This is a genomic window from Pseudomonadota bacterium (assembly GCA_022572885.1).
In the GTDB taxonomy this organism is placed as follows: Bacteria; Pseudomonadota; Gammaproteobacteria; order Steroidobacterales; family MnTg04; genus MnTg04.
The window spans coordinates 1-12,127 of sequence record JACZVC010000010.1 but is presented as its reverse complement, the minus strand read 5'-3'; the positions used below and the strand labels follow the sequence as shown (position 1 = coordinate 12,127).

13 protein-coding genes are annotated in these 12,127 nt (G+C 57.5%); 5 read left to right on the top strand and 8 right to left on the bottom strand.

What is annotated here, in order from left to right; genetic code table 11:
• Nucleotides 1-84 precede the first annotated feature (84 nt).
• The gene (locus IIA05_05290) at nucleotides 85-384 is read left to right on the top strand and encodes a hypothetical protein (protein MCH9026518.1); all 300 of its coding nucleotides are present in this window, start codon (nucleotides 85-87) and stop codon (nucleotides 382-384) included.
• 70 nt (nucleotides 385-454) lie between these two features.
• On the opposite strand, the gene IIA05_05285 is transcribed toward IIA05_05290, so the two are convergent.
• Nucleotides 455-1,420, bottom strand: coding sequence for a L,D-transpeptidase family protein (locus IIA05_05285; GenBank protein ID MCH9026517.1), 966 nt, complete (start codon nucleotides 1,418-1,420; stop codon nucleotides 455-457).
• 236 nt (nucleotides 1,421-1,656) lie between these two features.
• Here IIA05_05285 and IIA05_05280 point away from each other — a divergent pair, with 236 nt between their 5' ends.
• Entirely contained in the window at nucleotides 1,657-2,220 is a 564-nt protein-coding gene (locus tag IIA05_05280; GenBank protein ID MCH9026516.1) for a DUF1232 domain-containing protein, read from the top strand.
• Nucleotides 2,221-2,448: 228 nt separating this feature from the next.
• Nucleotides 2,449-2,634 carry a hypothetical protein gene (locus IIA05_05275; GenBank protein MCH9026515.1) on the top strand — a complete coding sequence of 62 codons (186 nt, stop codon included), beginning with the start codon at nucleotides 2,449-2,451 and terminating at the stop codon, nucleotides 2,632-2,634.
• A 54-nt stretch (nucleotides 2,635-2,688) separates the two neighbouring features.
• On the opposite strand, the gene IIA05_05270 is transcribed toward IIA05_05275, so the two are convergent.
• The 4 genes from IIA05_05270 to IIA05_05255 all read right to left on the bottom strand — a co-directional run bounded on the left by IIA05_05270 (nucleotide 2,689) and on the right by IIA05_05255 (nucleotide 5,468).
• Complete coding sequence (locus IIA05_05270; protein ID MCH9026514.1) at nucleotides 2,689-3,654, bottom strand: ketoacyl-ACP synthase III; 966 nt, start codon at nucleotides 3,652-3,654, stop codon at nucleotides 2,689-2,691.
• Entirely contained in the window at nucleotides 3,655-4,668 is a 1,014-nt protein-coding gene (gene plsX / locus IIA05_05265; GenBank protein ID MCH9026513.1) for a phosphate acyltransferase PlsX, read from the bottom strand.
• Nucleotides 4,669-4,740: 72 nt separating this feature from the next.
• Nucleotides 4,741-4,935: a 50S ribosomal protein L32 gene (gene rpmF, locus IIA05_05260; protein ID MCH9026512.1), complete on the bottom strand. Its 195-nt coding sequence runs from the start codon at nucleotides 4,933-4,935 to the stop codon at nucleotides 4,741-4,743.
• Between the two features lie 47 nt (nucleotides 4,936-4,982).
• The gene (locus tag IIA05_05255; GenBank protein MCH9026511.1) at nucleotides 4,983-5,468 is read right to left on the bottom strand and encodes a DUF177 domain-containing protein; all 486 of its coding nucleotides are present in this window, start codon (nucleotides 5,466-5,468) and stop codon (nucleotides 4,983-4,985) included.
• Between the two features lie 121 nt (nucleotides 5,469-5,589).
• On the opposite strand from IIA05_05255, the gene maf reads away from it, so the two are divergent.
• On the top strand, nucleotides 5,590-6,186 hold the full coding sequence (gene maf / locus IIA05_05250; protein ID MCH9026510.1) for a septum formation protein Maf: 597 nt from the start codon (nucleotides 5,590-5,592) through the stop codon (nucleotides 6,184-6,186).
• Nucleotides 6,187-6,199: 13 nt separating this feature from the next.
• On the opposite strand, the gene IIA05_05245 is transcribed toward maf, so the two are convergent.
• Nucleotides 6,200-7,153, bottom strand: coding sequence for an RluA family pseudouridine synthase (locus IIA05_05245; GenBank protein ID MCH9026509.1), 954 nt, complete (start codon nucleotides 7,151-7,153; stop codon nucleotides 6,200-6,202).
• A gap of 401 nt (nucleotides 7,154-7,554) precedes the next feature.
• Between IIA05_05245 and IIA05_05240 the strand changes: the two genes are divergently transcribed.
• The gene (locus IIA05_05240) at nucleotides 7,555-10,197 is read left to right on the top strand and encodes an Rne/Rng family ribonuclease (protein MCH9026508.1); all 2,643 of its coding nucleotides are present in this window, start codon (nucleotides 7,555-7,557) and stop codon (nucleotides 10,195-10,197) included.
• 72 nt (nucleotides 10,198-10,269) lie between these two features.
• Here IIA05_05240 and IIA05_05235 read toward each other — a convergent pair whose 3' ends face one another.
• Together IIA05_05235 and IIA05_05230 are read right to left on the bottom strand one after the other, a co-directional pair.
• Complete coding sequence (locus tag IIA05_05235) at nucleotides 10,270-10,752, bottom strand: low molecular weight phosphotyrosine protein phosphatase (GenBank protein MCH9026507.1); 483 nt, start codon at nucleotides 10,750-10,752, stop codon at nucleotides 10,270-10,272.
• A 412-nt stretch (nucleotides 10,753-11,164) separates the two neighbouring features.
• A complete protein-coding gene (locus IIA05_05230) occupies nucleotides 11,165-11,824 on the bottom strand; it encodes a hypothetical protein (protein MCH9026506.1) in 660 nt (219 codons plus the stop codon).
• Nucleotides 11,825-12,127: the final 303 nt, after the last annotated feature.

The window sequence follows — 12,127 nt, the reverse complement described above, 5'->3', positions numbered from 1 at the left end:
CACCGTGCGCGAATCGACAACGGAATTGCTGATTGCGCCGGCATTTTAGACCATTATTGATCAATAAACTTAGGGGAACCCGGAATGAGTAAAGCAATGAAGAAGGGAGCCATGCTGGCGGCTTTGGTAATGAGCATCGGACTGGCCGGATGTGCAACGACGGACGGTCTTGAGGACCGAGTCGCCGCGCTGGAACGTGCGGTATCCGCTGCCCAGTCGGCGGCCAACGCTGCTGCTTCTGCCGCCAGTGATGCTTCATCGGCGGCACAGGGCGCGCAGAACACCGCGAACCAGGCCATGCAGGCTGCAAGCGGCGCGCAGGCATGCTGTGACGCGAACGGCGAAAGAATCAGCCGTATGTTCGAGAAAGCCAGCAGAAAGTAAGCGCTGAAGGCTGGAAAAAGAAACGCCGCTTTTATCGCGGCGTTTTTTTTAGGTCCAAAAACGGGCCATATCAGGGCGCCCCCGGATCGAACCCGGGCAGCGTGTTCTTGCCGGGTACCGACATCTGCAGGGGAACGCCAACTGCGTTTTCATAAATATCCCGGGCCGCGGCCCAATCCACCGTTATCTGCTTTTCACGGGTTGCAGCGACCAGCATTTCGGTCACGGTGGTCATGTTCTTTTCCAGGTTTTCGGTGTCGTCATCCAGAACCGGGTGGACCTCCAGGTACAGCGTATCCATCGACCAGCCAACCTTGCTCGGCATGTTGACGATGCGGACCGGCGTATTGACCGGCACGCGCGCAAAAAAAGTTTCAATATCCTCGGGCAACATCCGGATACAGCCGTGAGTGACACGCATACCGACACCCGATGGTTTATTCGTGCCATGAATCAGATATCCGGGAATCGACAACCGCATTGCGAACGCCCCAAGCGGGTTGTCGGGTCCAGGAGGCACTATTCTTGGCAACGGATCGCCATCTGCCGCGTGTTCCTTACGGACCGATTCCGGTGGATACCAGCTTGGGTTTTTTATCTTGCTGATCACGCGCGATTTCCCAAGCGGCGTCGTCCAGTCCATGCGACCGATACTGATCGGGTGGGTGATTACCATCGGCGTTTCACCGGCCACTGGCTTTGGATAGTAATAAATCCGCATCTCCGGCAAGTTGATGATGATCCCGCGGCGCTCGACCGGCGGCAGGATAAACCGTGTTGGCAACAGGATTTCGGTTCCTTCACCAGGCAACCAGGGATCAACGCCGGGATTGGCACGAAGAATCTCCGCATAGCCGAGGCCATGGTCTCTGGCGATCTGTACCAGCGTGTCCTCGTAAACACTGCGTATTGTGCTGGTGGTCCCGATCAGGTCTACGTCGTCCGGTGGCAAGACAAAGGAATCCGCCCCCGCCGCGGGCGCCAGCAGGCAGATACAAACGACAGCTACAACCCGTGCTTTATCGCATTTGGCCATGGATAACCCGAATCCCTCGATTTTCTCAATGGACAATTATAAACCGCATGGCGCCAATAGTCCTTGTTGCGCGGCCCGCGTTAAATGGTCGGCGGATCAGCTCCTGATAGCAAAGACCTCGTGTCTCGCGTCTCGGCCAGACTGACTATACCCATCGGCTCGTCGTGGCGCCATTGACCCACCGCGGTGCGCTGCGTAGTCTGTAGTCCGCTACATGGACCGGGTCGCGTGTGTGGATGCCATTGAAAGTCACTTTTGAAATCAGCGAGCAAGACCTCAAGCATTTTCGCAAGGAAATGAAGCGTGCGCATAATGCGGTTCGCATTGGCGACGATGAGGACATCATCGCCGGTGCGCAAGCGACCATGAATGAAATCGCCCGTATCGACGTGCCCCATTTCGTAAAGGAACGGGTGGAAAAACTGGCGGCCATGGTCGATATGATCAGTGACCAGGAGTGGGCCTTACCGCGAAAAGAGTGCGCCAAAGTTCTCTCGGCCCTCGCCTATTTCGGCGATCCGGACGATTTGATTCCCGATCATATTCCGGGCCTGGGATTCCTCGATGATGCGATTATGGTTGAACTCGTCTTTCGCGAACTCAAACACGATATCGAGGCCTATAGTGACTTCTGCACTTTCCGGGAGTCTTTCTCACAGCGGTTTTCTTACCAGGATGCTGCGGCGAGATCGCGGCGTCTGGAAAAGAAACGCGACAGCCTGCACGCGCGCATGCTCAGGCGAAAGCAACGAGACCATGATTCGGCGCCAGCCAAGGATCAACACGTTCCCCTTTGGTAGTCGCCGGCCGGATTATGTTTAATCCGCCGTCGTTGCAACCGCGTCGTATGCAAGAATATTGTCAAATACGGCCGTTTAGTGGTTTTCGGTGCTATTCTTTGGATAGCCGCATTTGTACACGGCTACAGCAACCATCAAAAGTGTGAACCAGTTCACACTCAAAAAGCTCTGAAGCGGATACTGTGAACCCCGTCACAAAAACAAAGAGTCCCTGAGGACTTTCAATAAATGCAGACGAAAACCATAAAGCAGCAAGACCCTGTCTCGGTAACAGGACAGTTTCATTGGGACACTTACACACTCTGGCAACAACAGGTACGTCACGGCGGTCTGCCGGTCAAGGAAGAGCGGGCTTCTAACCCGGGCTGGGACCCGTACGAGGTCTGGCGCGAACGAGTAAGACAGGGCTGTTAACCAGCGTCTGCGCTGGAATACTTCCGGTGGCGCGGAAGCTGACGTTGCGTGAGTTTAGTATTTAATCAGCGCCGAACCCCAGGTAAACCCCCCGCCAAACGCTTCCAGGAGCAAAGTATCGCCACGCTGGATACGGCCATCCCGGACTGCAACATCCAGGGCCATGGGAACCGATGCAGCCGACGTATTGCCGTGATCCTTGATCGTCTGAATCACCCGCTCCATCGGCATTCCGAGCTTCCTGGCGGTAGCCTGGATTATTCTCATATTCGCCTGATGTGGGATCAGCCAGTCGATATCCGACTTTTCCAGCTGATTCTTTTCCAGCGTTTCCTCGACGATTCTTCCCAGGGTTCTGACCGCGACTTTGAAAACCTCGTTGCCTTTCATGCGAATGAAATCATTGCCTTTTTTCAACTGTTCGAACTTGTCGGATATCCCGGATGGAAAGTACAGCAGGTCTTTGTACTTGCCATCGGCATGCAGATGGGTCGATACGATTCCCGGTTCTTCGGATGGTTTGAGGATAACTGCGCCAGCGCCATCGCCGAACAAAACGCAGGTATCCCGGTCGGTCCAGTCGACCATACCGCTAAGGCGTTCGGCGCCGATGACCAGTGCACACTTGGCGTCACCGGCACGAACATATTTGTCGGTGATGCTCAGGGCATAGATGAACCCGGTGCAGGCGGCTTCGACGCTGAAGGCCGCACAACCCCGGATGCCGAGCTTTTCCTGCACCAGCACACCGGTGTTCGGAAAGACCCTGTCCGGCGTAGTTGTCCCGATAGCAATAAAATCGATGTCGTCGGGACCCACGCCCGCTGCGTCCATGGCGTTTTTCGCCGCCTCTACACAAAGGTCCGATGTCGTCTGGCCCTCTGCAGACAGGTGCCTGCGCTCAATACCGCTGCGTGTCCTGATCCACTCATCGGTGGTATCGACCATTTTCTCCAGATCAAAATTTGTAAGAATTTTTTCCGGCAGATAACGGCCGGTACCTGTAATTGTTGAGTACATTCAGATTGCCTGCTGCTCCAAAAGATTGCTGATTTGCGTCGGTACGCCCTGCTGGCACTCCACCAGGGCGGTCTGGATCGCGGTGCCAAAAGCTATTCTGTCGGCACTGCCGTGACTCTTGACGACAATTCCGTTCAGACCAACCAGGCTGGCGCCATTATAACGGCGCGGGTCCATTTTTTTGCGAAAAGCTCGCAACACCGGCAATGCCACCAGTCCCTGGATACGACTGAATATGGATCGGGTAAATTCTGCCCGCATGTACGAGGAAATCATTCGCGCAGCGCCTTCCAGCGTTTTCAGCGCAACATTGCCGGCAAATCCATCACTGACCACGACATCCACCTGGCCGGTGAAAATATCGTTTGCCTCGACAAAACCGACATAATTGAGATTGCTGCTGCTCAGCATTCGTCCGGCTTCGCGGACGATCTGGGTACCCTTGATCGCCTCGACGCCGATATTCAACAGGCCGACCCGGGGCGCCTCCAGTTCGTGGAAATCCGCGGAGACGACTGAGCCCATGACACCGAATTGAAACAGTTGCGTGGCGGTACAATGCGAGTTGGCCCCCAGATCGAGCATATGGGTGTTACCGCCGATCGCCGGCATCGTCGCTATGATAGCCGGCCGATCGATACCTGGCAGAGTGCGCAAAACAAACCTCGCCGTCGCCACCAATGCACCCGTATTGCCAGCGCTGACACAGGCATCGGCAAGCCCGTCACGGACCAGGTTAATCGCCACCCGCATCGACGAGTCTTTCTTTTTGCGCAGTGCGATCCTTGGATCTTCGTCCATGGTGACCAGCTGGCTCGCTCCCTGGAAGCTGACGCGGCCTGCAAGTGCCGCCGGGATATTTTCCAGGTAGGGTCGGAGTACGTTTTCCTGCCCAACCAGAATCAGTTTGAGTTCCGGGTTGTACTGCAGTTGATCGAGCGCTGCGGGCACACAAACCTGCGCGCCCTGATCGCCGCTCATTGCGTCGATAGCAATGCAGATTGAACGCGTCATGCGCCGCGTACGCCGGGGCAGGGGAAATCTGAAATCACGATTGGCCGCTCGCAGAACCGCCAGGTGGAAAAGCTATTCCTGCTCTTCCGCTTCGACTTTCATTTCAACCACACGCTCCCCACGGTAAAATCCGTCAGCGCTGATGTGGTGCCGACGATGAGTCTCGCCAGTGGTCTTGTCGATGGCAAGCGTCGGCTTTTTCAGCTTGTCGTGCCCACGACGCATGCCACGTGTAGACGGTGTTCTGCGGCTTTTTTGTACAGCCATGGATATCTCCTGATCTTGTCGTTTCTGATCCCACCCGGATCGCGGCGTCAGCCGCGACTGCCCAGGTTTCTTAAATCTGCAAACGGCCGCTGGACATCGCCAGCCACCGGTTGTTCACCTATCTTTCTGCAATCCGCATCGCCGTCCTCGTGCATCGTCACCAAGGGCATGCTCAGCAAAATCTCTTCTTCGACCAGGGAGTCCAATTCCAGGTTCGTCGGGTCGCACCTATAAGTTTCCCTGCCCGCGGCCGTCTCACCCACGCTGCCGTTTTGCCTGGCCAGAACCAGTTCCAGCGGCAGTTCTAGCTGCAATGAAACCGGTTCAAGACAACGCTGGCACTGCGCCGTAATTTGGCCGGAAATATTGCCACTGAGTAAAATCCGGTTATTTCTGTCTCGCCGGAAACGCAGATTTAACGCCAATTCACCATCGGTGGATTGCACCAACCCCCCGAGCCGGGTAAAACTAGCTAACGCATACAACCGGCTCACGGTCTGTTTCTTATCGGCCGCGAGCGCAGCGTTCAACATATCTGGCAATACGGTCGGCATATCCGATCAAGTATAAAATGCGAGAAAATAAGAGTCAAAACTGATTCCGCCACATCTGATATGTTTCCCGATAGCCTGGATGCACAGCAAAGATTTCTACATGCAAAGCGAAACCACCTCAACTGACCTGATACTGGCCTCCGGCTCGCGCTATCGCCGGCAATTGCTGGCAAGGCTGGCGCTCGAGTTTCGCTGCGTCGCCGCCGATATCGCTGAAAACCATCGGCCCGGCGAATCCCCTGCGCAAATGGCCGTAAGGCTTGCGCAATTGAAAGCCGAAGCCGTGGCCGAACGCCACCCGGATGCCATTATTATCGGCTCAGACCAGGTCGCCACCGTCGACGGCCGGATCGTCGGCAAGCCGCTCGACCGGCCGGCGGCCAGCTCTCAGCTGCGCTCGGCATCCGGGCAAGCCATGGATTTCCATACCGCTGTGTATATCATCCCCCAGCCTGGCCGTAACTGCCTGGCGCATCTCGATACCACCGAGGTATTTTTCCGCCGCCTGGACGATGCCATGATCGAGGATTATCTCGACCGTGAGCCAGCCCTGGATTGTGCCGGCAGCTTCAAGTCCGAAGGCCTCGGCATTGCGCTGGTCGAACAAATCAAGACCCGGGACCCGACGGCCCTGGTCGGCCTGCCGCTGATCTGGCTGGCAGAGGCCTTACGCTCGCTGGGCTTCGCAATTCCCTGAAGGTGCTGAGCGCTTAGCGCGCTTTGGGTTTCATACGATCCAGGACCCGGGTCAGATCGGCAGGCAACGGCGCACTGAGCAGCAATTCGTCCCCGCTCGGCGTCGTAAAATTCAGTGCCTGCGCATGCAGGAACAAGCGCTTCATCCTTTTCCGCTCCAATCGCCGGTTGAATTCGCTATCGCCATAGCGCGCATCTCCGGCCACCGGATGGCCGGCATGGGCCGCATGCACGCGGATCTGGTGGGTGCGCCCGGTCGCCAGCACTACCGACATCAACGTCGCTTCCCGGTAAAAAGTCTGTGGAACGAAATAGGTGCGCGCCTTCTTGCCCGCGGCATCGACGGTGACGTGTCTTTCGCCCGATCGCCGGGTATTTGTTTTCAGCGGCGCATCGATCCATTTGCTGCCGAGTTGCCACTGGCCGCGAACCAGTGCGAGGTAATGCTTTTCAACCCGACCTTCCCGCAGCAACTGATGTATCCAGCGCAGGCTGCTCTTCTTTTTTGCCAGGACCAGGCACCCGCTGGTCGACCGGTCGAGGCGATGCGCCAGTTCAAGACCAGCCCATTTTGGATCCTGCCGCAAAATCTCGATTACCCCGAGGCTGATACCGCTACCGCCGTGTACCGCCATTCCGGATGGTTTGTCGATAACCAGGAAATCGCCATTTTCGAAAATAACTTGCTGACGAAGCTGCTCCAGAAGCCCGGGAGCGGCGCCAACGCCCGGCCGGTCCTCGATGCGGACCGGCGGAATCCTGACTTTGTCGCCAACAGCGATCCGCTGACTGGGCTTGGCACGGCCGCCATTGATCCTGACTTCTCCTTTGCGCAGCAGGCGATAGATGCGGGTCCTCGGTACGCCCTTGAGCTCGCGCAGCAGGAAGTTGTCGATGCGCTGACCGTCACTTTCCCGGTCAACTTCGACGTAACGTACGCCATGTGTGGAAAATTGCTTATTTTTCAATGGGGAACCCGGCGCATTTGAAACAAAATGGATTGCTGAACCCTAGCCAGGTTGCTATAGTACCGTAGCCATGGCGGGCTGGCGGATAAACTCTGCAGACGCCGTGACAATGGTTTTAATGATGGCGTGGATTATTCCGTGCCGGACGTCACAACAACCGGTTTTCCGGATTACGATAGCCGTCGCTGAACACCCTCCCTGGTCCCCTGGACTCCCTGGTCAGACAAATCTGGCGACGAAGTCCCGATAAAAAACCAGGCTCGAATCAGCATGAATTGGCACCGATCCCTCAGGATCGGCGGAATTGAACATTATGCAGGCAAGCCAACAGAAAGTTGAGCGGATTCCCGAACACGAGGTGTGCCGGCGCATGGCAATAAATACTATGCGAGCAAGCGTACATGAAAAGAATGCTAATCAATGCGACTCAGCAGGAAGAGTTGCGGATGGCCATGGTAGATGGCCAGAAATTATACGATCTTGATATAGAGGTCCCCAGTCGGGAACAGAAAAAAGCCAATATCTACAAAGGAAAAATAACCCGCATCGAGCCCAGTCTCGAAGCGGCATTTGTAGAATACGGGGCCCAGCGCCATGGCTTCCTCCCGCTCAAGGAGATTTCGCGCGAATACTTCGTGCAAGACCCCGAGCCTGGGTCGCGCATCAATATCAAGGATGTGCTCCGCGAAGGCCAGGAGATCGTCGTCCAGATCGAGAAAATCGAACGCGGCACCAAGGGCGCGGCGTTGACCTCCTTTATCAGCCTGGCCGGTCGCTTTATCGTCCTGATGCCCAATAACCCGCGCGCCGGTGGCGTGTCCCGCCGAATTACCGGCGAAGACCGCGACCTGGTTCGCGATTCCCTGCGGGAGCTGAACGTCGACCCGGGAATGGGCGTTATCGTCCGCACCGCCGGCGTCGGCCGCGGCGACGAAGAACTGGGATGGGATCTCGATTACCTGATGCGGATCTGGGAGGCGATCAAGCGGGCCGCGGTCGAGCGCCCGTCGCCGTTCCTGATCTACCAGGAAAGCAACGCGGTGATCCGTGCGCTGCGCGACCATTTGTCCGACGACATTGGCGAGATCCTCATCGACGATGAAGAAACCTTTAACGAGGCGCGAGAATTCGTCGAGCGGGTCATGCCGAACAATCTGGGCAAGCTCAAACACTACGATGACAAAGCCGTGCCGCTGTTTACCCGCTTCCAGATCGAGAGCCAGATCCAGTCCGCCTTCTCACACAAGGTGATCCTGCCATCCGGTGGCAGCGTGGTCATCGACCACACCGAGGCACTGATCTCCATCGATATCAACTCGGCCCGGGCGACCAAGGGCGGCGACATCGAAGCCACTGCCTTCAACACCAACCTCGAAGCTGCCGACGAGATCGCCAGGCAATTCAGGCTCAGGGACATCGGCGGCCTGATCGTGATCGATTTCATCGATATGACGCAAAATCGCCACCAGCGCGAGGTCGAGCAGCGGCTGCGAGAAGCTGTCAAACAGGACCGCGCACGGGTGCAGATCGGCCGGATTTCCCGCTTCGGCCTGCTGGAAATGTCACGCCAGAGACTGCGGCCCTCTCTCGGCGAGTCGACTCAAATAGTCTGCCCCCGCTGCAGCGGATCCGGCACGATCCGCGACGTCGACTCCTTGTCGCTGGCGATCCTGCGCTTGCTTGGCGAAGAAACCCGCAAGGAGCACACCGCCAAAGTCATCGCCCAGGTACCGGTCAGCATCGGCACCTATCTGCTCAACGAAAAACGCGAGTGGGTTTCCAAGCTGGAAGAACGTGCCGGGATAAAGATCATCATCGTCCCGAATGCGGATATGGAAACACCGGATTTCGAGATCCGCCGCGTCCGCGACGATGAATCCGGGCAACCCGAAAACAACGGGCTATCCTACGAGATGGCAACGACAAAGGATGACAGCGCCGCGCTGGACCTGATAACCGGCGAAAAGGAACTGGCCGCACAGCCGGCGGTTGCCAGTATCGTGCCGGACACCAAACTCCCGGCTCCGGCGGCGCGCAAAAAATCCGTACGGGCCAGGAAGAAGGGACCCGGGCTGTTTGCCAGTCTGCTCGGGCTGCTGGGTCTGGGCGAAAAGAGCAAACCCAGGCACGCCGGCAGCGGCAGACGATCCAGCAGCCGGAAGAAACCGACGGGCGGACGCACCGGCGGTACTCGCGGACGGGGTCAGTCCGGCGCTGCGCGCCGTGACGACCGGCAATCAGGCGGCGGCCGGACAGCCGCAAAAAGCGACCGTCAAAGAACGGCGAGCACCGCAGAAAAAGCAGACGACAAAAGCCGGCCCAAAAAAGCCTCACGCCGCCGTGGCCGCCGTGGCCGCGGGGGCAGTGCGCAGGACAGCCAGGGCCAAGCCAGCAAGACGCAGCCATCGACGCCCAGTGAGCAGGACGGCAAGGAACGGAGCGAGAGCCGCTCACGCAGGCCACAGCGCGGGCCCGGACGCACCACGCGCGGCGACCGCAGCCGAAGTCAGACTGAACGCCGCGAATCTGAAAAACCGGAATCCTCCCCGGCCGCTGCCACGCCTGACGCCACACAGACTGCCAGCCAGACGACCGATTTCACGAGCACCCAGCCGTTGGCAAAGCACGAGAGCCCGAAGCCGATGCCGCTGGCCGGCACGGATCAGGCAGGCGCGCCCAAAGCCGACCCCAAGCCACCTGCCAGGAAACAATCCACCGGCACGGAAGCAGCGGCAGAGTCATCTGCGCAACAGCCGGCGGTCAAAAAAGAATCCACGACAGACGGTCACGCGGCCGCGGACAAAAAGGCCGAGCCAACGAAAACCGAAGCGGTTGCAAAGCGCAAACCGGAACCGGTAACGGAGAAAAACCAGGCAGACAAGGAAACTGCATCCAGGGCTGATCAGCCTGCCACCGGCACGCAAAAAGAAAGCCAGGCGGTCGACCCGAAACCCGTCGAAACGGAGAAAAAACAGACGCGCACCGTATACACCTCCAGTCCGACGGGGGAGAGAAGCGGCCCGGGCCGTCGTGACGATTGGTAACCCGGTGGTTCGATATCAGCAAAACAGGCCGGCGATAATGCCGGCCTTTTTTTGTCCCTGATATCAGGCAGCCTATCCTGCGCGCAGCTCGCTGATCAGTCCCAGCGCAGCGACTTCGACCAGGTCGAGGACCTGCTCAAAACCGTTCGCGCCGCCGTAATACGGATCGGGGACGTTTTCCACGCCCGCTTCGACCGCGTATTCCAGGAACAAACGCAGCTTGTGGCGCTGATCCGGTGGACAGAATTCGACCAACAACGCCAGGTTGTCCTCATCCATCGCCAGGATCAGGTCGAAACGGGAAAAATCGTTCGCGCTGACCTTGCGAGCCCGAATCGTGCTCAGATCGATACCGCGCCGGTTCGCCGCGGCCTGGGCACGCTGATCCGGCTGGTCGCCGATGTGGTAGGCGTGGGTACCGGCAGAGTCTATCTCCACGTCCAGCTCCGGCGCCTCGCGACCCAGCAGATGGCGAAACACCCCCTCCGCCGTCGGTGAGCGGCAGATATTGCCCATGCAGACAAAAAGTACGCTACACCGTGGCTTATCGTTCATAGTTTCCGGTCTTAAAGGGTTTCAGGCTCATACGAATCCGTCAAAGTCCATCGACATCCGGTTCCGCTCGTAGCCGCCCCGGTTTCCCATGGGTCACTTTATGCGTCAAATGTTAACAGCAAACAAAATCAAAGCGCCTGCAAAAAAACCGGGTGACGCCATGGCCCCGGCGGCGGAGTGTATTTTCGCAAGCAGAAGAATGGTTCATCCACGCAATCCGAGAGGATAGCACTGGTTTTGAAACGACGGGAAGGCCTGCGTGGCTGACGATCGATGGCAAACACGGGGTCGCGGACTTTTGGCTACGCCAACCGCTGGGTGAATATCCATTCACCAGGGACAGGTTCTCGGGCGCGAATTACAAAATGGCGGCGCGTCGCGCCCATCATTAGTAATTCGCACCCGACACCCTTTAGGGTAGTTCAGTGACCGTAATGGTGACGTCGTTACCCGTCCCCTGGCTTTCACAAGACAAATCCTTGATTTTCTTTCCTTCGTTCTCTACCTTCAATTCCCATTCGTCCACCATCGACAGGGTCGCAGTACCGGGAAATTCCACGTTTTCGCCGTCAAAATCGCCGAACAACTTGAGCACATAAACAAGTGGCACCGAACCGTCGTCCGTGGCGCCATGGAACCAAAAGCTGGCTTCTGCGCTGCCTTTCTTTCCCTGCTTAACGATTGCTTGGTGTAGCGGAAAAGTTGTTGCGTGAGAGCCATCGAGAATCTCTGGGAAGCAGTCTGCGTCTTGCCCGGTAAAGCTCCTCAGGCCCGTCAAACTGCCAACGTCTAAGCCCGACGCATCGTTGAGGCCAATTGAATTTTGCCCGCCAAAGCTTTGCAGCCACGGGTTGACCCCACTACTTCCACCAACCAGCCCATCACCTAAGATATCCACGGTAAACGTCGGGCCGCCGCCGCCGCCGTCGCAACCAGGATCATCTTTGTTTAGGCCCTTGCAGGGGGGAGGCGCGGCAAACGCCGCATCCGGCACGATAATAATATTGGCCGCAGTTAACAGAAACGCCGCCATAAACAAGGATGCGAGGTGTGAAATCTTCATCTTTTTCATCATAGTTTCCTTTTGTCTCGTACAAGTGGGTTCATCAAGGCAGTAACCAGAGCATGTCCTGGGGCCGGTTGCGTGCCGAGTCGGCCCTGCTTGATAAGGTATCGTCCATCACGTTTCTCCGCGGTTCGCTTTCGCACTCCAGCCAAAAAAAAGCAGTTCGTTTTTCCGCGGATGCCTGAAGCTACCAAAGCCCACACTTTCCAACTATGCGCGCGCGCACATTCAGCGAAAAGTCAGGGTAGTATGATCCGTGCAGGTCCTGGGGCCGGGCTGCGACCCGGTTGCAGCGTACTTCTGCAAGCG